Source organism: Streptomyces phaeolivaceus (assembly GCF_009184865.1).
Classification (GTDB): domain Bacteria; phylum Actinomycetota; class Actinomycetes; order Streptomycetales; family Streptomycetaceae; genus Streptomyces; species Streptomyces phaeolivaceus.
Genome location: NZ_CP045096.1, coordinates 1,468,441 through 1,491,925 on the forward strand (window position 1 = coordinate 1,468,441; position 23,485 = coordinate 1,491,925).

General features: G+C 70.1%; 22 protein-coding genes. 2 read left to right on the forward strand and 20 right to left on the reverse strand.

Annotation, left to right across the window (positions count from 1 at the left end):
* Positions 1 to 76: 76 nt before the first annotated feature.
* The 5 genes from rpsD to F9278_RS07005 all read right to left on the reverse strand — a co-directional run bounded on the left by rpsD (position 77) and on the right by F9278_RS07005 (position 5,163).
* Positions 77 to 691: a 30S ribosomal protein S4 gene (rpsD, locus tag F9278_RS06985; protein WP_005485453.1), complete on the reverse strand. Its 615-nt coding sequence runs from the start codon at positions 689 to 691 to the stop codon at positions 77 to 79.
* A gap of 300 nt (positions 692 to 991) precedes the next feature.
* Entirely contained in the window at positions 992 to 2,347 is a 1,356-nt protein-coding gene (locus F9278_RS06990) for a replication-associated recombination protein A (RefSeq protein WP_152167496.1), read from the reverse strand.
* Between the two features lie 62 nt (positions 2,348 to 2,409).
* The gene (locus F9278_RS06995) at positions 2,410 to 3,048 is read right to left on the reverse strand and encodes a vitamin K epoxide reductase family protein (protein ID WP_152167497.1); all 639 of its coding nucleotides are present in this window, start codon (positions 3,046 to 3,048) and stop codon (positions 2,410 to 2,412) included.
* A 122-nt stretch (positions 3,049 to 3,170) separates the two neighbouring features.
* Positions 3,171 to 4,433, reverse strand: a complete 1,263-nt coding sequence (gene hisS / locus F9278_RS07000; protein ID WP_152167498.1) for a histidine--tRNA ligase — start codon at positions 4,431 to 4,433, stop codon at positions 3,171 to 3,173.
* Positions 4,434 to 4,446: 13 nt separating this feature from the next.
* On the reverse strand, positions 4,447 to 5,163 hold the full coding sequence (locus tag F9278_RS07005; protein ID WP_152167499.1) for an MBL fold metallo-hydrolase: 717 nt from the start codon (positions 5,161 to 5,163) through the stop codon (positions 4,447 to 4,449).
* Positions 5,164 to 5,333: 170 nt separating this feature from the next.
* On the opposite strand from F9278_RS07005, the gene F9278_RS07010 reads away from it, so the two are divergent.
* Both F9278_RS07010 and F9278_RS07015 read left to right on the forward strand, forming a co-directional pair.
* Complete coding sequence (locus tag F9278_RS07010) at positions 5,334 to 6,170, forward strand: peptidylprolyl isomerase (protein WP_152167500.1); 837 nt, start codon at positions 5,334 to 5,336, stop codon at positions 6,168 to 6,170.
* Between the two features lie 135 nt (positions 6,171 to 6,305).
* Positions 6,306 to 7,535, forward strand: a complete 1,230-nt coding sequence (locus tag F9278_RS07015) for a DUF349 domain-containing protein (RefSeq protein ID WP_152167501.1) — start codon at positions 6,306 to 6,308, stop codon at positions 7,533 to 7,535.
* A gap of 68 nt (positions 7,536 to 7,603) precedes the next feature.
* Here F9278_RS07015 and F9278_RS07020 read toward each other — a convergent pair whose 3' ends face one another.
* From F9278_RS07020 to pgsA, 15 genes are all read right to left on the reverse strand, one after another.
* Entirely contained in the window at positions 7,604 to 10,165 is a 2,562-nt protein-coding gene (locus tag F9278_RS07020; protein ID WP_152167502.1) for a RelA/SpoT family protein, read from the reverse strand.
* 383 nt (positions 10,166 to 10,548) lie between these two features.
* Positions 10,549 to 11,088: an adenine phosphoribosyltransferase gene (locus F9278_RS07030; protein WP_152167503.1), complete on the reverse strand. Its 540-nt coding sequence runs from the start codon at positions 11,086 to 11,088 to the stop codon at positions 10,549 to 10,551.
* Positions 11,085 to 12,182, reverse strand: a complete 1,098-nt coding sequence (gene secF, locus F9278_RS07035) for a protein translocase subunit SecF (RefSeq protein ID WP_152167504.1) — start codon at positions 12,180 to 12,182, stop codon at positions 11,085 to 11,087. The genes F9278_RS07030 and secF overlap by 4 nt, the downstream gene beginning before the upstream one ends.
* Before the next feature lies 1 nt (position 12,183).
* Positions 12,184 to 13,971 (reverse strand): protein translocase subunit SecD, encoded by a 1,788-nt coding sequence (secD, locus tag F9278_RS07040; RefSeq protein WP_152167505.1) that lies wholly within the window; start codon positions 13,969 to 13,971, stop codon positions 12,184 to 12,186.
* 133 nt (positions 13,972 to 14,104) lie between these two features.
* Positions 14,105 to 14,614, reverse strand: a complete 510-nt coding sequence (yajC, locus tag F9278_RS07045; RefSeq protein WP_152167506.1) for a preprotein translocase subunit YajC — start codon at positions 14,612 to 14,614, stop codon at positions 14,105 to 14,107.
* Positions 14,615 to 14,788: 174 nt separating this feature from the next.
* Positions 14,789 to 15,859, reverse strand: coding sequence for a Holliday junction branch migration DNA helicase RuvB (ruvB, locus tag F9278_RS07050; protein ID WP_152167507.1), 1,071 nt, complete (start codon positions 15,857 to 15,859; stop codon positions 14,789 to 14,791).
* Positions 15,860 to 15,954: 95 nt separating this feature from the next.
* Positions 15,955 to 16,560 (reverse strand): Holliday junction branch migration protein RuvA, encoded by a 606-nt coding sequence (gene ruvA / locus F9278_RS07055; RefSeq protein ID WP_152167508.1) that lies wholly within the window; start codon positions 16,558 to 16,560, stop codon positions 15,955 to 15,957.
* Positions 16,557 to 17,096 (reverse strand): crossover junction endodeoxyribonuclease RuvC, encoded by a 540-nt coding sequence (ruvC, locus tag F9278_RS07060; protein WP_152173733.1) that lies wholly within the window; start codon positions 17,094 to 17,096, stop codon positions 16,557 to 16,559. The genes ruvA and ruvC overlap by 4 nt, the downstream gene beginning before the upstream one ends.
* Before the next feature lie 117 nt (positions 17,097 to 17,213).
* On the reverse strand, positions 17,214 to 17,966 hold the full coding sequence (locus F9278_RS07065; RefSeq protein ID WP_152167509.1) for a YebC/PmpR family DNA-binding transcriptional regulator: 753 nt from the start codon (positions 17,964 to 17,966) through the stop codon (positions 17,214 to 17,216).
* A 48-nt stretch (positions 17,967 to 18,014) separates the two neighbouring features.
* A complete protein-coding gene (pdxT, locus tag F9278_RS07070; protein WP_152167510.1) occupies positions 18,015 to 18,623 on the reverse strand; it encodes a pyridoxal 5'-phosphate synthase glutaminase subunit PdxT in 609 nt (202 codons plus the stop codon).
* A 6-nt stretch (positions 18,624 to 18,629) separates the two neighbouring features.
* Positions 18,630 to 19,547, reverse strand: coding sequence for a pyridoxal 5'-phosphate synthase lyase subunit PdxS (pdxS, locus tag F9278_RS07075; protein WP_152167511.1), 918 nt, complete (start codon positions 19,545 to 19,547; stop codon positions 18,630 to 18,632).
* 303 nt (positions 19,548 to 19,850) lie between these two features.
* The gene (locus tag F9278_RS07080; protein ID WP_152167512.1) at positions 19,851 to 20,396 is read right to left on the reverse strand and encodes a LemA family protein; all 546 of its coding nucleotides are present in this window, start codon (positions 20,394 to 20,396) and stop codon (positions 19,851 to 19,853) included.
* Between the two features lie 55 nt (positions 20,397 to 20,451).
* Positions 20,452 to 21,612 carry a glycosyltransferase family 4 protein gene (locus tag F9278_RS07085; protein WP_152167513.1) on the reverse strand — a complete coding sequence of 387 codons (1,161 nt, stop codon included), beginning with the start codon at positions 21,610 to 21,612 and terminating at the stop codon, positions 20,452 to 20,454.
* Positions 21,609 to 22,652, reverse strand: coding sequence for a phosphatidylinositol mannoside acyltransferase (locus F9278_RS07090; protein WP_226966660.1), 1,044 nt, complete (start codon positions 22,650 to 22,652; stop codon positions 21,609 to 21,611). The genes F9278_RS07085 and F9278_RS07090 overlap by 4 nt, the downstream gene beginning before the upstream one ends.
* On the reverse strand, positions 22,649 to 23,389 hold the full coding sequence (gene pgsA, locus F9278_RS07095) for a phosphatidylinositol phosphate synthase (protein WP_152167514.1): 741 nt from the start codon (positions 23,387 to 23,389) through the stop codon (positions 22,649 to 22,651). Before pgsA ends, F9278_RS07090 begins: the two co-directional genes overlap by 4 nt.
* Between the last annotated feature and the right edge of the window lie 96 nt (positions 23,390 to 23,485).

A 23,485-nucleotide genomic window follows, 5' to 3' on the forward strand; every position in this document is an offset into this window, starting at 1 on the left:
CCGCATTTCGCTCATGCGAAAGCCCGCCGCCCCGCCCGCCCGGAAAGGCGAGGGGACGACGGGCAGCGCTCGCTGATCAGCGGGCGTAGTACTCGACGACGAGCTGCTCGTCGCAGATGACCGGGACTTCCTTGCGGTTGGGCTCGCGGTCCAGGCGGAACGCCAGGGCCTTGAGGTTCACCTGAAGGTAGCGCGGGGTCTCACCGTCGGCGGCGAAGCCACCCTCGCGGGCGACCTCGAACAGCGGCTTCTGACGGCTGCGCTCACGGACCATGACGACGTCGTCCGGCTTGACGCGGAAGGACGGCTTGTCGACCTTGTGGCCGTTGACCTCGATGTGGCCGTGGACGACCATCTGGCGGGCCTGGTAGATCGTGCGGGCGATGCCCGAACGCAGGACCAGCGCGTCGAGACGACGCTCCAGCTCGATGATCAGGGCCTCACCGGTCTTGCCCTGGACCTTGGAGGCACGCTCGTAGGCGCGGACGAGCTGGCGCTCGGACACGTCGTACTGCGCGCGCAGACGCTGCTTCTCGAGCAGACGGACCTTGTAGTCCGAGTTCTGCTTGCGGCCACGGCCGTGCTCACCCGGCGGGTAGGGACGGGCCTCGAAGTACTTGACGGCCTTCGGGGTCAGCGCGATGCCGAGGGCACGCGACTTCTTGACCTTGGGGCGGGACTGGTTCGCCACTTCTTTTCCTTTTCCTCTTCGGCTGCCTCAGGGTTACGGGAGGTCGCATCCGCAGCCGGGGAATCCCGTCAGGTCCACGAGGGACATGTCGGGTAGCCGCTCCCCTGGTCTGGGCACATACGTGCAGCACACGAACGGCCCACCGACCGATTCCGGGACTCCGGGTGGTGGTGGGCTGCCCGCGACACCTACGACGGTGCGCGACGCTCCTGGATCAGAAGATCCGGCTGCATGTCCCGCCTGAGGCGCCGACCGGAGCCGGACACGGGACGCAGCACTGGGGAGGATTCTACAGGGGCTTCAGGACTGCTTTCGACCGAGGTTCTTCCTGGTCCACTCCACCGCGTCGGCGTACCGGGCCTCGGCTCCGTGTCGGGTGGGTGTGTAGTACTCCCGGCCGTCGATCGCGTCCGGCGCGTACTGCTGGGCGGCGATCCCCTCCGGCAGGTCGTGCGGATAGACATAGCCCTGGGCGTGGCCGAGCTTGGCCGCGCCCTTGTAGTGCCCGTCACGGAGGTGTGCCGGGACCGGACCGGCCAGGCCCTTGCGTACGTCCTCCATGGCGGCGCCGATCGCCGTGGTCGCCGCGTTGGACTTGGGGGCCAGGGCGAGGGCGATCGTGGCGTGGCTGAGGGTGAGCGCGGCCTCGGGAAAGCCGATCATGGCGACGGCCTGGGCGGCGGCGACGGTTATCGGCAGCGCGTTCGGGTCGGCGAGGCCGATGTCCTCGCTGGCGGAGATCATCAGTCGCCGGGCGATGAAGCGGGGGTCCTCGCCGGCCTCGATCATCCGGGCCAGATAGTGCAGGGCCGCGTCCACGTCGGAGCCCCTGATGGACTTGATGAGGGCGCTGGCCACGTCGTAGTGCTGGTCGCCGTCGCGGTCGTACTTCACGGCCGCCCGGTCGACGGTCTCCTCCAGGGTCTGGAGGCCGATCTCCGCCTCGCCCTTGTCGAGGGCGGCTCCGGCGGCGGCCTCCAGGGCGGTGAGGGCCCGGCGGGCGTCACCGCCCGCGATCCTCAGCAGATGTGCCTCGGTGTCCTCGGGGAGGGTGACGGCGCTCTTCAGGCCGCGCTCGTCGGTCAGCGCGCGCCTGAGAAGGCCGCGCAGATCGTCGTCGGTGAGGGGTTCGAGGGTGAGGAGGAGGGAGCGGGACAGGAGGGGGGAGATCACCGAGAAGTACGGGTTCTCCGTGGTGGCCGCGATCAGGGTGACCCAGCGGTTCTCGACGGCCGGGAGCAGGGAGTCCTGCTGGGCCTTGCTGAAGCGGTGGATCTCGTCGAGGAAGAGGACGGTCTCCTTGCCGTAGCCGCCGGTGGCGCGGCGGGCGCCCTCGATGACGGCGCGGACCTCCTTGACTCCGGCGGTGATCGCGGACAGCTCCACGAAGCGCTTGTTGGTGGCCTTGGAGACGACGTACGCCAGGGTGGTCTTGCCGGTGCCGGGCGGGCCCCAGAGGATCACCGAGGAGGGGCCGGCCGGGCCGCCGCCGGACTCGCCGACCAGTCTGCGCAGGGGTGAGCCGGGCTTGAGCAGGTGCTGCTGGCCCACGACCTCGTCGAGGGTGCGCGGACGCATCCGTACGGCCAGGGGGCTGGCGGCCGGGTCCTTCTCCTGGCGGTCTTCCGCGGCGGCGGTGAACAGATCGGGCTCCACACCGAAAACCCTATGTCACCGCACTGACAATCCGGTCGGGGCCGGCAGCGGCCCCCGGACGGTCAGCTGGTCCAGAAGTCCCACCAGCGGGTCAGGATCAGCATGCCGATGACGCCGATGTGCATCACGGGCAGGACCCAGGCGAACTCGCCGAAGAAGTTCTTCAGCCAGCCGGGCGCGGGCAGGAAGCCGTTGCGGATGTTGGAGGAGGTGACGTACCAGAACATCAGGATGGTGGCGACCCAGGCGAGGCAGCACCACAGGCAGAGCGAGTTGATGTTGTACAGCGACTGGTACTGCAGCCACGTCACGAAGCCGACGCCGAAGAGGGTGCCCGCGTTGAAGGTCAGCCAGTACCAGCGCGGGTAGGTCGCCCGTGCGAGCAGGCCGGCGCCGACGCAGATGACGATGCCGTACGCGACGAGGCCGAGCATCGGGTTGGGGAACCCGAAGACGGAGGCCTGGTCGCTCTTCATGATGTTGCCGCAGGAGACGACGGGGTTGAGGCTGCAGCCGGGCGTGAAGCCCGGGTCCTCCAGCAGCTTGAACTTGTCGATCGTGATGACCCAGGACGCGAGAAGTCCGGCCGCACCGGTGATCAGCAGCAGGATCGCGAAGGCGCGGCTGCCGCCGACCGTGCGTGGGGCCGCGGTGTCCTGCCGCTCGGCGGTGGAGACGTCCTTGACTGTCGTCTTGCTCATCACGTCGATTCCATGGCGTCGAAGGGGCCGCTGGGGCACGGCCATTGTGCCGTACACCCTCGCGTATCCGTCGTTCACTACGCATAAGTCCCGCGCCCTCGAAGGGGCGCGGGACCCAGGGCTCAGCTCAGGCGGACTTCCAGTTCGGCCACGATCTCGTTCACTCCGATCGCGACCTGCTCGCCGGACTCCATGTCCTTCAACTGGACGACGCCGTCGGCGATGTCACGCTCCCCGAGGACGAGGGCGTAGCGCGCGCCGGAGCGGTTGGCCGCCTTCATCGCGGCCTTCAGCCCCTTCCCGCCGAACGCGAAGTCCGCCGCGATGCCCACCTTGCGCAACTCGGTGACCTTGGCGAACAACAGCCGACGGGCCCCTTCGCCGAGCGGGACGGCGAACACGCTGGTGGCGGCGGGGAGTTCGAGTTCGACGCCCTCCGCCTCCAGGGCCAGGACCGTACGGTCGACGCCGAGGGCCCAGCCGACGGACGGCAGCGCGGGGCCGCCGATCATCTCGGAGAGGCCGTCGTAGCGTCCGCCGCCGCCCACCGCGGACTGCGAGCCGAGGCCGTCGTGGACGAACTCGAAGGTCGTGCGGGTGTAGTAGTCCAGGCCGCGCACCAGCTTGAGGTCGTCCTCGAAGGCGACGCCCGCGGCCGTGATCAGCTCGCGCACCTCCACGTGGTACGCCTTGCAGGCGTCGCAGAGGTAGTCGCGCAGCAGCGGGGCGTCGGTCAGCTGCTTCTGGACGTCCGCGCGCTTGTCGTCGAGGACGCGCAGCGGGTTGATCTCCGCGCGGGCGAGCGTGTCCTCGTCCAGGTCGAGACCGCGCAGAAAGTCCTGGAGGGCGGCCCGGTAGACGGGGCGGCACTCCTTGTCGCCGAGGCTGTTGAGGAGGATGCGGAAGTTCCTGAGGCCCAGCGAGCGGTACGCCTGGTCCGCGAGGATGATCAACTCGGCGTCCAGCGCCGGGTCCTCGGCACCGATCGCCTCGGCGCCCACCTGGGAGAAGTGGCGGTAGCGGCCCTTCTGGGGGCGCTCGTAGCGGTAGTACGAGCCGGAGTACCAGAGCTTGACCGGGAGGTTGCCCGCCTTGTGCAGGTTGGCCTCCAGCGCGGCGCGCAGGACGGAGGCGGTGCCCTCGGGGCGCAGGGCGAGCCGGTCGCCGCCCTTGGTCTCGAAGGCGTACATCTCCTTGGTCACGATGTCGGTGGACTCACCGACACCGCGTGCGAACAGCTCGACGTTCTCGAAGCCGGGCGTCTCGACATAGCCGTAGCCGGAGTCGCGCAGCGGGGTGGCGATGGCCTCGCGGACGGCCAGGTACTTGGCGCTGTCCGGGGGCAGCAGGTCGTACGTGCCCTTGGGGGCCTGAAAGGTGCTCACGGAAGGTCTCTCGTCACATTCCTCGTCGGGGAGGGGTCGTCGGACCCTCTCCCTGGCCGCCGGCGGCCACCTGCCGCAGATACGGGTTGGTGGCGCGCTCCTGGCCGATGGTCGTCTGGGGGCCGTGGCCGGACAGCACCACGGTCGAGTCGTCGAGCGGCAGGCACACGCGGGCCAGCGAGTCGAGCATCGCGGCCATGTCACCGCCGGGCAGGTCGGTGCGTCCGATGGAGCCGGCGAAGAGCAGATCCCCGGAGAAGAACACGGACGGGATCTCCGTGTTCTCGGGCATCCGGAAGGTCACCGACCCCTTGGTATGGCCCGGCGCGTGCGCGACGGACAGCTCCAGACCGGCCAGCTCCAGCCTCGCCCCGTCGGTCAGCTCCTTGACGTCTCCGGGCTCGCCCACGGTCAGCTCGCCCATGAGCGGCATGCCGATGGACCGGCCGAGCGCCTTCTCTGGGTCGCTCATCATGTACCGGTCCTCGGGGTGGATCCAGGCCGGTACGTCGTGCGCGCCGCACACCGGGACGACCGAGGCCACATGGTCGATGTGGCCGTGGGTGAGGACGACGGCGACGGGCTTGAGCCGATGCTTCTTCAGCGTCTCCTCGACACCCTGGGTGGCCTGGTGGCCCGGGTCGATGATCACGCACTCCTCACCGGCGGCGGGGGCGACCAGATAACAGTTGGTCCCCCAGGCCCCGGCGGGGAACCCGGCAATGAGCACGATCGTCCTTCTTGTGTCGTACGAGGGTGGTGGGTTGCTGTGGATCAGAGCCTACCGGCGCTGCCGTTTCCTCAGCGAACCCATATACGGTACGGGTCACACGCAAACAGTCGACTCAACGGACGCGCGACGCACCCGTCGACGTACGAGACGCATGAGGAGAGAACCCCGTGGTCAGCCAGGATCAGCGGCGGCGTCAGCTCGCCCGGGAGAAGTTCTTGCGGCAGCAGCAGCGGCGCACGTCCGCACGGCGCAAGGCCCATGTCCGCAACGCCGTGATCGCCTCGGTGCTCGGTGTGATCCTGGTGGGCAGTGTGGCGCTGTACACGACCGACGTCCTCAAGGGCGACGACAAGAAGGACAACGTGAGCGCGGAGGCGAGCCCCAGCGCCTCGCCCAGCAAGGCGCCGGACCCCTGTGAGAAGGCCGCCGCGGGCAAGGTGAAGGAACTCACCTTCAAGAAGGAACCCGCGATCACCATCGACAAGACCGCGAAGTACACGATGGATCTGCAGACGACCTGCGGTTCCATCCCCATAACGATGGACGCGGCGAAGGCCCCGCACACGGTCAACTCGTTCGACTTCCTGGTGAACAAGGGCTACTTGGACCACACCAAGTGCCACCGGCTCACCACCCAGGGCATCTACGTCCTGCAGTGCGGTGACCCGCAGGGCACCGGCATGGGCGGTCCCGGCTACACGATCCCGGACGAGAACCTCAAGGACTCGCGTCTGAAGGGCGATGTGTACCCGGCGGGCACGGTCGCGATGGCGAACCAGTTCAACGCGCAGACGGGCGAGGGCAAGAACAGCGGCGGCAGCCAGTTCTTCCTGGTCTTCCAGGACAGCCCGCTGCCGGCCAACTACACACCGTTCGGCACGATCTCCGAGGCCGGGATGAAGGTCCTGACGAAGATCGCCAAGGCCGGTGAGAACACGGGCATGGGTGATGGGACGCCCAATGCGACCGTTGTGATCAACAAGGCGACGGTCAAGAAGTCCTGACTGCCAACAGTGAAATTTCGGTCGCGCGGGATGCGGACAGGCAACCCGCCGGTCGCCTATGTTGGCCGTGACGAAACTGTGGACGATGCCCGGGGGTGCTGAGGCCCCTTGCAGGCATCATGTGGAGGAGGCGCTGTGAGCAGCGACCCGTGGGGCCGCGTCGACGAGACGGGGACCGTGTACGTGCGTACGGCCGACGGCGAGCAGGTCGTCGGTTCCTGGCAGGCCGGCTCCCCTGAGGAAGCGCTGGCCTACTTCGAGCGCAAGTACGAGGGCTTGGTCGTCGAAATCGGCCTCCTCGAGAAGCGGGTGAAGACCACCGACCTGTCGGCCAAGGACGCGCAGGTCGCGATCGACCACATTCGCGAGCAGGTGGACGCCCATCACGCGGTCGGTGACCTGGACGCGCTCAAGGTACGGCTGGACAAGCTCGTCGAGACGGTCGAGGCGCGCCGTGAGGAGCGCAAGCAGCAGCGGGCGAAGCAGTCGGACGAGGCCCGGCACGCCAAGGAGGCCCTGGTCACCGAGGCGGAGGAGCTGGCCCAGTCCGACCAGTGGCGGTCGGCCGGTGAGCGGCTGCGGGCGCTGGTGGACACCTGGAAGGGTCTGCCGAGGCTGGACCGCAAGTCCGACGACGAGCTGTGGCACCGCTTCTCGCACGCCCGCTCGGCGTTCTCCAAGCGTCGCAAGGCCCACTTCGCGCAGCTCGACGCGCAGCGCGAGGACGCCCGCAAGACCAAGGAGAAGCTGGTCGCGGAGGCCGAGGCGCTGTCGAACTCGACGGACTGGGGTCCGACGGCCGCGCGCTATCGCGAGCTGATGGCCGACTGGAAGGCCGCAGGCCGCGCCCAGCGTGAGCACGAGGACGATCTGTGGAACCGCTTCCGCGGCGCCCAGGACGTGTTCTTCGCCGCCCGTAGCTCGGTGTTCGCCGAGCGGGACGCGGAGCAGACGGAGAACCTCAAGCTCAAGGAGGAGCTGGCCGGGGAGGCGGAGAAGATCCTGCCGGTCACGGATCTGAAGACGGCCCGTGCCGCCTTCCGCTCGGTCAACGAGCGGTGGGAGGCCATCGGCCATGTGCCGCGTGACGCCCGCCCGAAGGTCGAGGGCCGGATGCACGCGGTGGAGCGCGCGATCCAGGAGGCCGAGGAGGCCGAGTGGCGGCGCACCAACCCGGAGGCCCGCGCCCGTGCGGCCGGTCTCACGGGCCAGCTCCAGGCCGCCGTGGACAAGCTGACCACCCAGATCGAGGCGGCCCGCGCCCAGGGCAACAACGCCAAGGCCGACAAGCTCCAGCGCGAGCTGGACGGCCGCCAGGCCCTGCTGGACCAGGCACTGAAGGGTCTGCAGGAGTTCGGCGGCTGACGCCGAGAGCACACAGGTGAGGGGCTCCCGTACGGTTCGTACGGGAGCCCCTCACTCGTATGTCGTGGCTACGGCCTGCGCGCCGATGTCACCCGGTACACGTCGTAGACGCCCTCCACGCCGCGTACGGCCTTCAGGACGTGGCCCAGGTGCTTGGGGTCGCCCATCTCGAAGGTGAAGCGGGAGGTGGCGACGCGGTCGCGGGAGGTCTGGACGGCCGCCGACAGGATGTTGACGTGCTGGTCGGACAGGACGCGGGTGACGTCCGACAGCAGGCGGCTGCGGTCCAGGGCCTCGACCTGTATGGCGACGAGGAAGACCGAGGACTGGGTGGGCGCCCACTCGACCTCCAGGATCCGCTCCGGTTCGCGGGACAGCGACTCGACGTTGACGCAGTCGCTGCGGTGAACCGATACGCCACTGCCGCGGGTGACGAACCCGATGATCGGGTCGCCGGGGACGGGTGTACAGCAGCGGGCGAGCTTGACCCAGACGTCGTCGACGCCCTTGACGACCACCCCGGGGTCGTTGCTGCCGCGGCGCTTGCGGCTGCGGCCCCGGGTGGGCGGTACGGACTCGTCGATCTCCTCGGTGGCGGCCTCCTCGCCGCCGAGGGCCTGGACGAGTTTCTGCACCACGCTCTGCGCGGAGACATGGCCTTCGCCTATGGCCGCGTAGAGGGCGGAGATGTCCGGGTAGCGCATCTCGTGCGCCAGGGTGACGAGGGAGTCGCCGGTGAGGATGCGCTGGATCGGCAGGTTCTGCTTGCGCATCGCGCGGACGATGGCGTCCTTGCCCTGTTCGATGGCCTCGTCGCGGCGCTCCTTGGAGAACCAGGCGCGGATCTTGTTGCGGGCGCGCGGTGACTTGACGAAGCCGAGCCAGTCGCGGGAGGGGCCCGCGCCGGCCGCCTTGGAGGTGAAGACCTCCACCAGGTCGCCGTTGTCGAGGGTGGATTCGAGCGGGACGAGACGGCCGTTGACCCGGGCGCCTATGGTGCGGTGGCCGACCTCGGTGTGGACCGCGTACGCGAAGTCGACGGGGGTCGCGCTGGCCGGCAGCGCTATGACGTCGCCCTTCGGGGTGAAGACGAAGACCTCGTTGCGGGACAGGTCGAAGCGCAGGGACTCCAGGAACTCGCCGGGGTCCTCGGTCTCCTTCTGCCAGTCCAGCAGCTGGCGCAGCCACGCCATGTCGTTGAGATGGTCGTCCTTGCCGGTGCTCCGGGGAGCGTCGGTGCGGACCTTGGAGGCGCCGGCGACGGCCTCCTGCTTGTACTTCCAGTGCGCGGCGATGCCGTACTCGGCGCGGCGGTGCATGTCGAACGTACGGATCTGGAGTTCGACGGGCTTGCCGTTGGGTCCGATGACCGTCGTGTGCAGCGACTGGTACATGTTGAACTTGGGCATCGCGATGTAGTCCTTGAACCGCCCCGGAACCGGGTTCCAGCGGGCGTGGACGGTGCCCAGGGCCGCGTAGCAGTCGCGGACGGTGTCCACCAGGACACGGATGCCGACCAGGTCGTAGATCTCCGCGAAGTCCCGGCCGCGGACGATCATCTTCTGGTAGACGCTGTAGTAGTGCTTCGGGCGGCCGGTGACGGTGGCCTTGATACGGGCGGCCCGCAGGTCCTGCTGGACCTCGTCGGTCACTATGGCCAGATACTCGTCACGCTTCGGTGCCCGCTCGGCCACCAGCCGGACGATCTCGTCGTACATCTTGGGGTAGAGGATCGCGAAGGCGAGGTCCTCCAGCTCCCACTTGATGGTGTTCATGCCCAGGCGATGGGCGAGGGGCGCGTAGATCTCCAGGGTCTCGCGCGCCTTCTTCTCCTGCTTCTCGCGCTTGAGGTAGCGCATGGTGCGCATGTTGTGCAGACGGTCGGCGAGCTTGATGACCAGGACACGGGGGTCCTTGGCCATGGCGACGACCATCTTGCGCACGGTCTCGGCCTGCGCGGCCTCGCCGAACTTGACCTTGTCGAGCTTGGTGACACCGTCGACGAGGAGGGCCACGGAGTCGCCGAAGTCGCGGCGGAGCTGGTCGAGGCCGTACTCGGTGTCCTCGACCGTGTCGTGCAGCAGCCCGGCCATCAGGGTGGCCGGATCCATGCCCAGCTCGGCCAGGATGGTGGTGACGGCGAGGGGGTGCGTGATGTACGGGTCGCCGCTCTTGCGCTTCTGGCCGCGGTGCCAGCGCTCGGCGACCTGGTAGGCCTTCTCGATCTGGCGGAGCGTGGCCGTCTCGATCTTCGGGTCGTTGCCGCGCACGATCCGCAGCAGCGGCTCCAGGACCGGGTTGTACGGGTTGGAGCGCTGCACGCCGAGGCGGGCGAGCCGGGCGCGTACGCGGTTGGAGGAGCCGGAGCGCGCCGGCTGGCCCGTGGCGGCCGGGCGGGCGGGGGGCGCCGGAGCGGGCGCGGGCGCGGGGCTCTCGGCCGGGGGCGGCTTGGGGCGCGAGGGCTCGGCGGCCTTCTCGGCGGGAGCGGACTGGGCGTGCTCGACCGAGCCCTGCGCGGACGTCGTGGACGTCTCGGGGTCCGCCTGGCCGGCGTTCCGCGCGGGCGTGGCCGCGGGGCCCGAGGCGGACTCGGGCTTGGCGGCGGTCAGGTGCTGGGCCTCGTCTGCCAAGAGGACTCCTCGTGCGCGATCCGGGTCCCCCGGTCAGGCTCCGGAGCACCCATGGTAGCGATCCCGCGCCCCGGGATCGCCTTCAGGCCACTGTGAGGGCGGTCTACCTGTGCAACGCGAGGGGCGCGTGGCGGATTCCGGGGGCCGTGGCGGGGGTGCGGCAGGGGTGTGCGTCGGGGGTGTGCGGTGGTTGGTTCGGTGCGGGTCGGGTGGGGGTGCTCGCGCAGTTCCCCGCGCCCCTCCGGGGCGCGCCCTCCGGGGCGCGCGATACGGGGCGCGCGATACAGGGCGCGCGATACAGGGCGCGCGATACGGGGGCGTGCAACGCGGCGGGCGCCCCGGGGAGGATCCCGGGGCGCCCGCCGTGTGTGGTGTGGCGTGGGTCAGACCGTGATCAGGGCCTCCAGCGGGGCCCCGGCCAGTGCGGATTCCAGGCGCCGGCGGCCCGGCAGGAAGGACAGTTCCATCAGGACCGCGACACCGGCGACCTCGGCGCCCGCGCGGCGGATCAGCTGGAGGGAGGCCTCGGCGGTGCCGCCGGTGGCGAGGACGTCGTCGATGACCATGACACGGTCGCCCGCGGCCAGGTCCTCGGCGTGCACCTCGATCTCGGCGGAGCCGTACTCCAGGTCGTAGGTCTGGCTGAGCGTGGCTCCGGGGAGCTTGCCCGCCTTGCGTACGGGGATGAAGCCGACGCCCGCGCGGACGGCGGCCGGGGCGCCCAGGATGAAGCCCCGGGCCTCCAGGCCGACGATCTTCGTGGCGCCGTGCCGCACGGTCAGCTCCGCCAGCGCGTCCGTCAGCGCGGTGAACGCCGCCGGGTCGGCCAGCAGCGGGGTGATGTCCTTGAACAGCACGCCCGGCTCGGGGTAGTCCGCGACATCGCGGATACGGCTGAGCAGCAGCTCCTTGACGTCCGTCATCGCCGCTTACCGCCCCGGCCGCGGCTGCGGCTCCCGGACTGGGCGCGCGGGCCGACCACCGCGGGGGTGGCGTCCGCCGGCTCGTCGTCGTACGACCCGTCGGCCGCAGGCTCCTCGTCGTCCGGCTCGGCCTGCGCCCGCTTGGCGAGGACGCGCTTCTTGAGGGCCTTCAGCTGCGGCTCGCGCTCCTTGAGGTCGGCGACGAGCGGCGTGGCGATGAAGATCGACGAGTACGCGCCGGCCGCGAGGCCGACGAACAGCGACAGCGAGATGTCGTTGAGCATGCCGGCTCCGAGGACACCGCCACCGATGAACAGCAGGCCCGCCACCGGCAGCAGCGCGACCACCGTGGTGTTGATCGACCGCACCAGGGTGCTGTTGATCGAACGGTTGGCGATCTCTGCGTACGTCCAGCGGTTCTGCTTGGTGATGTCCTTCGTCTGCTCCTTGAGGCTGTCGAAGACGACGACCGTGTCGTAGAGCGAGTAGCCGAGGATCGTGAGCAGACCGATCACCGTGCCCGGTGTGACCTCGAAGCCGACGAGGGCGTAGATGCCGATCGTGATGGTGATGTCGTGGATCAGGGCGACGAAGGCGGCGATGGCCATGCGCAACTCGAACGCGATCGCCAGATAGATCACCACGAGCACCAGGAAGATCGCGAGGCCCTGCCAGGCCTTGTTGGCGACCTGCTCACCCCAACTGGGGCCGACCAGATCGGCGTTGATCGTGTCCGCGTCGACCTTGAGGTCCTTGGCGAGCTGCTGCTGGATCTGGTCGGACTTGGCCGTGTCCACACCGGAGATCTGGATGCGCAGGGTGTCGTTGCCGAGTTCCTGGACGATCGCGTCGTGGCCGGAGGCCTTCTCCGCGTAGGTCTCGGCCTGGCTGACCGAGACGCTCGTCTTCTCCGTGGTGAAGACCGCGCCGCCCTGGAACTCGATACCCATGCTGAGGCCGCGGACGGCCAGGCCGACGATGGCCGTGATGGTGATGAGGATCGAGACGCCGTACCAGATCTTGCGATTGCCGACGAAGTCGTAACCGACCTCGCCGCGGTGGAGTCGGGCTCCGAGGTCACCGAGTTTCGACATCTCAGGCCTCCTTCGGGTCGGCGGGGACGGAACGGCGGGTGCGGCGCAGCGGCGGCCGGGCGCCCAGTCGCTTCGGGTCGAGACCGGACCAGCTGTGGCCGTTGCCGAAGAACTTCGTGCGGGCCAGCAGCGTGAGCAGCGGCTTCGTGAAGAAGAAGACCACGACGACGTCGAGCAGGGTGGTCAGACCCAGCGTGAACGCGAAGCCCTGGACCTTGCCGACGGTGACGATGAAGAGCACCGCGGCGGAGAGGAACGACACGAAGTCGGAGACCAGGATCGTGCGCCGGGCGCGCGGCCAGGCCCGCTCGACGGCCGGGCGCAGCGAACGCCCTTCGCGGATCTCGTCCCGTACGCGTTCGAAGTACACGATGAACGAGTCCGCCGTGATACCGATCGCGACGATCGCGCCGCAGACCGCCGGGAGGTTCAGCGCGAAGCCGATGGCCGGGCCGAGCAGGGCCATGAGCACATAGGTCAGGGCCGCGGAGACCAGCAGCGAGGCGATGGCGATCACCGACAGGCCGCGGTAGTAGACGATCAGGTAGATCATGACCAGTGCCAGACCGATCGCGCCGGCGATCAGACCGGCGTGCAGCTGGTCGTCACCGAGCGCGGGGCTGACGGTGTTGACGCTGGACTCCTTGAACGTCAGCGGGAGCGCGCCGTACGACAGCATGTTGGCGAGGTTCTGGGCCTCCTCCTGCGTGAAGCTGCCGGAGATCTCGGCCTTGCCGCCGGTGACCGCCGCCTGCACGTAGGGGTGGGAGACGACCTCGTCGTCGAGGACGATCGCGAACTCGTTCTGCGGGGAGGTCTGGGTCGCCAGCTGGCCGGTGATGTCGGCGAACTTCTTCTCACCCTTGGAGTCGAAGTCCATGACGACCTGCCAGCCGGTGCCGCTCTGCGTGTCGAGCAGCGCCTGGGCCTTCTCGACCTCGGTGCCGTCGACACCGACCGGGCCGAGCACGAACTTGCTCCAGCTGCCGTTGTCCTCGCCACAGGCCACGACCACGTCGCTGGTCTTGCCCTTGCCGGCCTCGGCGCGCTGCTTCGGGTCGTTGCAGTCGAGGGCGGCGAACTTGGCCTGGAGCGCCTGGGTCTCCGCGTCGACGCTGGGGCTCGCCGACGGCGAGGTGCTGTCGGAGGCCTTGGCGGACGCCGAGCCGCTGCCGGAGGGCGTGGGGTCGGCCTTCAGCGCGTCGGTGAGCGCACGGCCCTGGGACGTGGCGGAGGACGACGGGCTGGCGGAGTCACCTGACTCGGGCGAGGTCGCCTCGTCCTTGTCCTCGGACTTTCCGTCGGAGCTCGACGGGCTCGGCGAGCCGCTGCCACTGGCGCTGGTGCTCGGCGAGGCGCTCGGCGTCTGGGTCGCGCCGGTACCGACCTGGCTCTGCAGGACCGGACGGAAGTACAGCTTCGCGGTGGTGCCGACCTGATCCCTGGCCTCTTCGGAATCCGTGCCCTTGGGAATGTTGACAATGATGTTCTCATTGCCCTGGGTCTGGACCTCCGCCTCGGACACGCCCAGACCGTTGACACGGCGGTTCATGATCTCGACCGCGGTGTCCATGTTGGTCTTGTTGATCGCGTTGGGCTGGCCGGGCTCGTTGATCGCCGTCAACGTGATGCTCGTACCACCGGCGAGGTCGATGCCGAGACGCGGTGTGGTGTGTCCGGAGGCGAACATTCCCCCGGTGAGCGCCACAAGGGCGATCAGGATGAGGGCCAGCGCGCGCCCAGGCTTGCTCTGGGCGCTCGCGCTCCGGCCCTTCTTCGGTGCTGCCACCTTCTCGTACTCCCTCTCGGGCCGCCGTGCGCGGGGTCAGCGCGGGGACGGCCATGACTGGTGTCGGGAATCCGGGCGAGAACGGCACGTGCCCGGGGCGCGGTCGGTTCTCGCTCGCACTCCCGGGACGTGACTACTTCGCGTCGGACTCGCCGTCGGTCTTCTTCGGCTCGGCTTCGACGGACTTGGCGTCGTCGGCCTTCGCCTCGGCGGGCTCGTCGGCCGCGTCGTCGGACGCGTCCTTCTTGCCGAGGTCGATGGGCTTGTCGTCGGAAGCGGCGGAAGCGTCGTCGGAGGGCTCGTCGGTCTCGGTGAGGGAGGAGGCGTCGTCCGGGATGCCGTCGGACTTCAGGTCGTGCTCGATGCCGTGGACGATGCGGTTGTACTCCTCGTCGCTGAGGACGGCACCGATGGAGTTCTTGGCGAACAGCAGCTCGACGCCCGGCCCGGCGTCGAGGAGGACCGTGTCCTCGCTGACCTCCTTGACGGTCGCGTACATGCCCCCGATCGTGCGGACGCCGGAACCGGGCTGCATCTGGTTCCGCATGTCGACGGCCTGCTGCTGCTTCTTCTTGGCCGATCGGGTCATCAGGATCATGGCCCCGATGAGCACGATGAACGGGAGGAGGGTCACGAGACTCACGGGTCGGAACTTCCTTCACACGACCGCGATGGCGAGCGGCCTGATGGTTGGGGGTATGTGTGCTGCCGACAAGGGCGGCATCGGCGGAGTCTAAGCGAGTCCACCGTGATGGAACAACGCACAGCATGTCACCGGGGTTCCATGCCGGGCGAGTACCGCGCCGTCACGAGACGGTCACGCCCCGAACAGGTCCTGTTGTCCGTTTCCGCCGGTCGTAGCGCGTGGCGGGGTGAGTCCGAGGTGGGTCCAGGCGGCGGGTGTCGCGACCCGGCCGCGGGGGGTCCGGGCGAGCAGTCCCTCGCGGACGAGGAAGGGTTCGGCGACCTCTTCGACGGTCTCGCGCTCCTCCCCCACGGCGACCGCGAGCGTGGACAGACCGACCGGTCCGCCGCCGAAGAGCTTGAGCAGGGCTTCGAGGACGCCACGGTCGAGGCGGTCGAGGCCGCGGGCGTCCACCTCGTAGACCGCGAGGGCGGCCCCGGCGATGTCGCGGGTGATGAAGCCGTCGGCCTTGACCTGCGCGTAGTCCCGTACGCGGCGCAGCAGTCGGTTGGCGATACGGGGCGTGCCGCGGGAACGGCCGGCGATCTCGGCGGCGCCGTCCGTGTCGATCTCGACGTCGAGGAGGTTCGCCGAGCGGTGGATGACGCGCTCCAGCTCGGCGGGTTCGTAGAACTCCATGTGCGCGGTGAAGCCGAAGCGGTCGCGCAACGGCGGCGGCAGCAGTCCCGCGCGCGTGGTGGCGCCGACCAGGGTGAAGGGCGGCAGTTCCAGGGGGATCGCGGCGGCGCCGGGGCCCTTGCCGACGATCACGTCGACGCGGAAGTCCTCCATCGCCATGTACAGCATCTCCTCGGCGGGCCGGGACATGCGGTGGATCTCGTCGAGGAAGAGGACCTCGCCCTCCTGGAGGGAGGAGAGGATCGCGGCGAGGTCGCCGGCGTGCTGGATGGCGGGGCCGGAAGTGATGCGGATGGGGGCGCCCATCTCGGCCGCGATGATCATCGAGAGGGTGGTCTTGCCGAGGCCCGGGGCGCCGGAGAGCAGGACGTGGTCGGCGGTGGCCCCGCGCGCGCGTGCCGCCCGCAGCACCAGGTCGAGCTGTTCGCGGACCTTCTCCTGACCGATGAACTCGCCCAGGTCCTTGGGGCGCAGGGCGGCCTCGACGGCCTGGTCCTCACGGTCGGCGACGGAGCCCACCAGCCGGTCGGGGGCGGTGTCGTCGGTCGTGTCGTCCCAGTTCATTGCGTGTGCCTCGGGGTCGCGGTCGGAGGGGCGGGGTGGAGTGGAGTGGCGTGGCGTGGGGCTGCGGGGAGAGCTTCGGTACGGGGGTGCGGCGGTCAGCGGGTTCTGTTGAGGGTCTGGAGGGCGGCCTTCAGCAACTGGCCCACCTGGGGGGCGCCTTGGGCGGCCTCCGCCTGGGGGGCCACGGCCGACACGGCCTCGTCGGCCTCGCGGGTGGCGTACCCGAGGCCGATCAGGGCGGCGTGCAGCTGGTCGCGCCAGCCCTGGGTGACCGGGGCGCCGATCGCGGGGGCGCCGACCGGCTCGCCGAGGCGATCCTTCAGCTCCAACAGCAGCTTCTGGGCGCCCTTCTTGCCGATGCCGGGGACGGCGATGAGCGCTTTCTCGTCACCGGTGGCGACCGCTCGGCGCAGGGCGTCGGGGCTGTGCACCCCGAGCATCGCCTGGGCCAGGCGCGGGCCGACGCCGCTGGCGGTCTGGAGCAGTTCGAAGACCTGGCGCTCGTCGTCGTCCGCGAAGCCGTAGAGGGTGAGCGAGTCCTCGCGGACGACGAGGGAGGTGGCGAGCCTGGCCGGCTGTCCCTTGCGCAGCCCGGAGAGGGTGGTGGGCGTGCACTGGACCGCGATGCCGATCCCGCCCACCTCGACCACGGCGGAGTCCGGGGCGAGGGCGGCGACCGGGCCGCTGACGAAGGCGATCATGCCGTACGGCCTTTCGATGCTTTGGCTGTGTGCAGGGCGACGGCCTGCTGGAGGCGGTTCTGCGCGGGGGCCCGCCAGATGTGGCAGATGGCGAGGGCGAGGGCGTCGGCGGCATCCGCCGGTTTCGGGGGTGCGTCGAGCCGGAGGAGCCGGGTGACCATGGCGCCGACCTGGGCCTTGTCGGCACGGCCGCTGCCGGTGACGGCGGCCTTCACCTCGCTGGGGGTGTGCAGGGCGACGGGGATGCCGCGCCGGGCGGCGCACAGCATGGCGACGGCGCCGGCCTGGGCGGTACCCATCACCGTCCGTACGTTGTGCTGGCTGAACACCCGCTCCACGGCGACGAATTCGGGGCGGTGCTCGTCGAGCCACTGCTCGACGCCCTGCTCGATCGCGACAAGGCGGAGCCCCAACTCCGCGTCGGCGGGCGTCCGGACGACCCCGACGCCGACCATGGTGAGCTGCCGTCCGGCGACGCCCTCGACGACACCCACGCCACACCGCGTGAGTCCGGGGTCCACCCCGAGTACGCGCACCACGCCCCCTCCCACTCGATCGCCTGTCCGTGCAGGCTATCTGTTGCCACCGACAACGGCGGCGGGCCGGTGGGTGTGTCCCACCGGCCCGCCGGATCCGCTCGGTTCGCGGCAGCGCTACGCGTCGACCTTGGCCATCACGTCGTCGCTGACGTCGAAGTTGGCGAAGACGTTCTGCACGTCGTCGCTGTCCTCCAGCGCGTCGATCAGCTTGAAGATCTTCCGGGCGCCGTCCTCGTCCAGCTCGACCTGCATGGTCGGGACGAAGTTGGCCTCGGCGGAGTCGTAGTCGAGCCCGGCCTCCTGGAGGGAGGTACGGACCGCGACCAGGTCGGTGGCCTCGCTGAGCACCTCGAAGGACTCGCCCAGGTCGTTGACCTCCTCGGCGCCCGCGTCGAGCACGACCTCCAGGACGTCGTCCTCGGACAGCTCGCCCTTGGGGACGATCACGACGCCCTTGCGGTGGAAGAGGTACGAGACGGAGCCCGGGTCGGCCATCGAGCCGCCGTTGCGGGTCATGGCGACACGGACGTCGGAGGCGGCGCGGTTGCGGTTGTCGGTGAGGCACTCGATGAGCACCGCGACGCCGTTCGGGCCGTAGCCCTCGTACATGATCGTCTCGTAGTCGGCGCCACCGGCCTCAAGACCACCGCCGCGCTTGACCGCGGAGTCGATGTTCTTGTTCGGGACCGACTGCTTCTTCGCCTTCTGGATGGCGTCGAAGAGAGTCGGGTTGCCCTCGATGTCGACGCCGCCCATCCGGGCCGCGACCTCGATGTTCTTGATGAGCTTCGCGAAGAGCTTGCCGCGCTTGGCGTCGATCACGGCCTTCTTGTGCTTCGTCGTAGCCCATTTAGAGTGGCCGGACATCTGCCTGTCTCCTTCGCGTTACCCAACTCCGTACGAACCCCAGAGATCCTACAAGGACTCCGCCGCCCGGTTCGCGCGCACCATATCGACGAACAGCGCGTGCAGCCGGTGGTCGCCGGTCAGCTCCGGGTGGAACGACGTGGCGAGGGCGTTGCCCTGGCGTACGGCGACGATGTGGCCGTCGTGCTCGGCCAGCACCTCGGTCTCCGCGCCCACGGACTCGACCCAGGGGGCGCGGATGAAGACGCCCTCCACGGGGTCGCCCTCGACGCCCTTGACGGCGACGGCCGCCTCGAAGGACTCGTTCTGGCGGCCGAACGCGTTGCGGCGCACGATCATGTCGATGCCGCCGATGGTCTCCTGCCCCGAGCGCGGGTCGAGGATCTTGTCGGCGAGCATGATCAGGCCGGCGCAGGTGCCGTAGACGGGCAGACCGGCGCGCACGCGCGCGCGGAGGGGCTCCATCACGCCGAAGAGGACGGCCAGTTTGGAGATGGTGGTGGACTCGCCGCCGGGGAGGACGAGGCCGTCCACCTCGGCGAGTTCCTCGGGGCGCCGCACCGGCCTGGCCACGGCGTCGGCCGCGGCCAGGGCGACGAGGTGCTCCCGTACGTCGCCCTGGAGGGCCAGGACGCCTATGACGGGGGTGTCGCTCATGGGTGCTTACCAGCCCCGGTTCGCGTAGCGCTCGGCCTCGGGGAGGGTGTCGCAGTTGATGCCGACCATGGCCTCGCCCAGGTTGCGGGAGGCGTCCGCGATGATCTTCGGGTCGTCGTAGAAGGTGGTGGCCTTCACGATGGCGGCGGCGCGCTTGGCGGGGTCGCCGGACTTGAAGATGCCGGAGCCGACGAAGACGCCCTCGGCACCGAGCTGGCGCATCAGCGCGGCGTCGGCCGGGGTGGCCACACCGCCGGCGGAGAACAGCACCACCGGGAGCTTGCCCAGCTCGGCGACCTCCTTGACGATCTCGTACGGGGCGCGCAGCTCCTTGGCGGCGGCGTACAGCTCGTTGTTGTCGAAGCCGCGCAGCTTGGCGATCTCGTTCTTGATCTGGCGCAGGTGGCGGACGGCCTCGACGACGTTGCCGGTACCGGCCTCGCCCTTGGAACGGATCATGGCCGCGCCCTCGGCGATACGGCGCAGGGCCTCGCCGAGGTTGGTGGCACCGCAGACGAAGGGGGTGGTGAAGGCCCACTTGTCGGAGTGGTTGACCTCGTCGGCCGGGGTGAGGACCTCGGACTCGTCGATGTAGTCGACGCCGAGGGACTGCAGGACCTGGGCCTCGACGAAGTGGCCGATGCGGGACTTGGCCATGACCGGGATGGAGACGGCCTCGATGATGCCCTCGATCATGTCCGGGTCGGACATCCGGGCCACGCCGCCGTCCTTGCGGATGTCCGCGGGGACGCGCTCCAGGGCCATGACGGCGACCGCGCCCGCGTCCTCGGCGATCTTGGCCTGCTCGGCGTTGACGACGTCCATGATCACACCGCCCTTGAGCTGCTCGGCCATGCCGCGCTTCACGCGCGCGGTGCCGGTCTCGGGGGTCTGGGCGGTGGGGTTGGAGAGCGTGCTGGACACGGGTTTTACCTCGCTCGGGAAGGGGGTTTCTGCAATCACCGAGGAAACGCGAGGGGTGCGGGCCACTGCAAGGGCCAATGGGGAGGCGGTGGATCGTTTTTGTGGGGTGATGGTCATCTGCGGCCCGGTGGGGGCTGGTCGCGCAGTTCCCCGCGCCCCTGAAAAAGCAGGGGCTGCGCCCCGTGCTTTTTCGGCCCGAAAGGGCCGTAGGCCCTCAAGAGGCGCGGGGACCTGCGCGACCAGGCCCCACCGGACCCGCGGTCGCAAACGAACCCGCGCCCCCGAGCCACTAGGTGCCCCAAGTCACGATGTGGCCCGGTCGGCCACCGCCGTCGGTGGCTCGTCGTCCATCTCGAAGGCCATCGGAAACGGCGCGTGCCCGGCGAGCCGGAACCAGCGGACCTTGCGGTGACGCCGCAACGCCCGCGCCGCCCGCACCGCGTCGTTGTGGAAGCGCCGAGCCATCGGCACGCGCCGAACGGCCTGCGCCAGCTCGTTCGCGGCGTCCTCCCCGCCCGGCGCCTCACGCACCACCTCCACCTGCTGCGCGTCCGCGAACACGGCCCGGAGTGCCTGGCTCAGCTCGCTCTCGGCGACCTCGCGCTGCTCCTCCTCGGCCTGCCGCGCCGCGTGCGCCGCCTCGTAGAGGACGATCGAGGCGGCGGGGTCCAGCACCCCGGAGGTGGCCAGTTCCTGGGCGACCGACGCCCGGCGCAGCAGCTGCGCGTCGAGCGCGGCGCGGGCGGCGTCGATGCGCGCGTGCAGCCGGTCCAGACGTCCCGCGGTCCAGCTCAGGTAGAGACCGATCGCGAAGAGGACGACCGCGATCCAGATCAGTGTCGAAGTCACGGGCGGCAAGGCTACTACCGGCCCCCGCGCGCCCCCGGCCGACCCGGCTGCCCCCTCAGTCCCGGGCGAACCCCAGCCGCGCCCGCAATCCGGCCCGTTCGTCCGCCGCCACGGAGGCCGCGCCCTCCGTGACCGTCTCGTAGACACCGAGGATGTCGGCGCCGACGGTCGACCAGTCGAAGCGGCGGACATGCGCGCTGCCGCGTTCGCGCAGCTCGGCGCGGCGGGCCGGGTCGCCGAGCAGACGTACGGCGGCCGTCGCGAGGGCGTCCGCGTCCTCGTTGGCGAACAGCTCGCCCGCGCCGCCCTGGTCGAGGACCTGGGCGAAGGCGTCGAGGTCGGAGGCGAGGACGGGCGCCCCGGCGGACATCGCCTCGACCAGGATGATGCCGAAGCTCTCGCCGCCGGTGTTGGGGGCAACGTAGACGTCGACGCTGCGCAGGAAGCGGGCCTTGTCCTCGTCGCTGACCATGCCGAGGAACTCGACGCGGGAGCGCAGTTCCTTGGGCAGTGTCTCGACGGCCTCCTCCTCGTCCCCGCGTCCGGCGACCAGCAGCCGGGTGCGGGGGCGCTCGGCGAAGATCCTCGGCAGGGCCTTCATCAGCACCGGCAGCCCCTTGCGGGGCTCGTCGATACGGCCGACGAAGCCGAGAGTGTCGCCCTGCCAGTCGGGGTTGGGCTTGGCACGGGCGAAGAAGTCGACGTCGACGCCGTTCGGGATGACGACCGCGTCGCCGCCCAGGTGTTCGACGAGGGTGCGGCGGGCGTACTCGCTCACCGCGATCCGCGCGCTGATCTTCTCCAGGGCGGGCTGGAGGATCGGGTAGGCCGCGATCATCGCCCGGGAGCGCGGGTTGGAGGTGTGGAAGGTGGCGACGATCGGTCCCTGCGCGGCCCAGCAGGCCAGCAGGCCGAGCGACGGGGAGGCCGGCTCATGGATGTGGATCACGTCGAAGGTGCCGTCGTGCAGCCAGCGCCGTACCCGGGCGGCCGACAGGAAGCCGAAGTTCAGCCGGGCCACCGAGCCGTTGTAGGGCACGGGGACCGCGCGGCCCGCGGAGACGACGTACGGGGGCAGGGGGGTGTCGTCGTCGGCGGGGGCGAGCACCGACACCTCGTGGCCGAGGCGGATGAGGTGGTCGGCCAGGTCGCGGATGTGGAACTGGACTCCCCCGGGCACGTCCCAGGAGTACGGGCAGACGATCCCGATCTTCACGGGCGTCCCTTCTCGGAATCCGTCGCGGAACTCGGCGCGGCATTGGGCGCGGAATCGGGCACGGGACCGTCGGAACTCGTCGCGGGACCGTCGGAACTCGTCGCGGGACCGTCGGAACTCGTCGCGGGACCGTCGGGACTCTTCGCGGGGTCCAGGTCCGCGAGCCACAAGCGCTGGAGCATGTGCCAGTCCTCCGGGTGGTCGGCGATGCCGGTGGCGAAGGCGTCTGCCAGCGCCTGTGTCATGACAGACGTCTTCTCGGCGCGGGTACCTGCCTCGGGTACCTCGACCGGGGCGTGCACCCGCCCCCGCATCACGGGCGAGTCGTCGTACCAGAGCGTCACGGGCAGCAGCAGCGCGCCGGTCTGCTGGGCGAGCAGGGCCGGTCCGGCGGGCATGCGGGTCGGCTCGCCGAAGAAGTCGACCTCGACGCCGGACGCGGACAGATCGCGGTCGGCGACCAGGCAGACCAGGCCGCCGTCGCGCAGCCGGCGGGCGAGGGTGCCGAAGGCGGTACCGCCGTTGTGCGGCAGGACCTCCATGCCGAGGCCCTCGCGGTAGGCGACGAAGCGGTCGTAGAGCGTCTCGGGCCTGAGGCGTTCGGCGACCGTCGTGAACGGGGTCTTCAGCTCGGTGGTGACCCAGGCGCCCGCGAGGTCCCAGTTGGCCAGGTGCGGCAGCGCGAGGACGACGCCCCGGCCGGAGGCCAGGCCGTCGGTGAGGTGGTGGAGGTCCTGGCAGGCGAAGCCGGTCCTGACGCGCTCCTCGCTCCAGGCGGGGAGCCGGAACGACTCCATCCAGTAGCGCAGATAGGACCGCATGCCCGCGCGGGACAGTTCGGCGAGGCGCTCGGGGCTCGCGCCGGGCACCACGCGCGCGTAGTTGGATTCCAGTCGGCGTACGAGGGGGCCGCGCCGCTTCCAGGTGGCGTCGGCGATCGTCCGGCCGAGGCGTACGGCGACGGGCTCCGGAAGTTTCTTGACGGTGCCCCAGCCGAGGCCGTACAGCCCGTCGGTGAGCCGCTCCCGCAGAGCGCTCACGGGGTCGCCTCGCTGTTGCGGGCGGTGTCCGGGGTCTCCGGGGCGGGCGCCGCGGCGGCCTCCGCCTCCGCCTCGGCGGACTCGCGGCGGACGGTGACGACACGCTGGATCAGCGTGACGAGGCTACCGACGGCGACGATCCACAGGGCGATGGGCAGTAGGACGTCGATACCGGGCACACCGAACGCGTGCAGCCCGGACAGACCGGCCGCCACCAGCGAGATCACCAGGCGTTCGGCCCGCTCCACCAGGCCGTTCACCGCCACCGGCAGGCCGATCGACTCGCCGCGCGCCTTGGTGTACGACACCACCTGGCCGCTCGCCAGACAGAAGATCGAGACGGCGCACAGGGCGAGGTCGTCGCCCTTGCCCGCGTACCAGAGGGCGAAGCCGCCGAAGATCGCGCCGTCGGCGACCCGGTCGAGGGTGGAGTCGAGGAAGGCGCCCCAGCGGCTGGAGCGGCCCATCTGACGGGCCATGTTGCCGTCGACGAGGTCGGAGAACACGAAGAGGGTGATGACGATCGTGCCCCAGAAGAACTCGCCCCGGGGGTAGAAGACCAGCGCGCCCGCGATCACTCCGGCGGTGCCGAGGAGCGTGACCGTGTCGGGGCTGACGCCCCTGCGGATCAGAAACGCGGCGAACGGTGTGAGGACACGCGTGAAGAATGCACGCGCGTACTTGTTCAGCATGGCCTTCCCGAGGGTCGGTGTCGCCGCGTGGCCCCTGCTGGCCATCCGGCTGGCCCATCGTAGCCACGCGCGCGCGTGTGCGACCGTCGGGCACCAGCCCGCCGTGTCCTGTCCTGATCCCACCGGTGGCACGGCGGAATC

Excerpts from the sequence above, each read along its gene's own strand:
- F9278_RS06995 (WP_152167497.1), bottom strand. The coding sequence starts at position 3,048 with ATGAGCAAGACGACAGTCAAGGACGTCTCCACCGCCGAGCGGCAGGAC.
- F9278_RS07030 (WP_152167503.1), bottom strand. The coding sequence starts at position 11,088 with ATGACGGACGTCAAGGAGCTGCTGCTCAGCCGTATCCGCGATGTCGCG.
- secF (WP_152167504.1), bottom strand. The coding sequence starts at position 12,182 with ATGTCGAAACTCGGTGACCTCGGAGCCCGACTCCACCGCGGCGAGGTC.
- ruvB (WP_152167507.1), bottom strand. The coding sequence starts at position 15,859 with ATGAACTGGGACGACACGACCGACGACACCGCCCCCGACCGGCTGGTG.
- ruvA (WP_152167508.1), bottom strand. The coding sequence starts at position 16,560 with ATGATCGCCTTCGTCAGCGGCCCGGTCGCCGCCCTCGCCCCGGACTCC.
- F9278_RS07065 (WP_152167509.1), bottom strand. The coding sequence starts at position 17,966 with ATGTCCGGCCACTCTAAATGGGCTACGACGAAGCACAAGAAGGCCGTG.
- pdxT (WP_152167510.1), bottom strand. The coding sequence starts at position 18,623 with ATGAGCGACACCCCCGTCATAGGCGTCCTGGCCCTCCAGGGCGACGTA.
- pgsA (WP_152167514.1), bottom strand. The coding sequence starts at position 23,389 with ATGGCCAGCAGGGGCCACGCGGCGACACCGACCCTCGGGAAGGCCATG.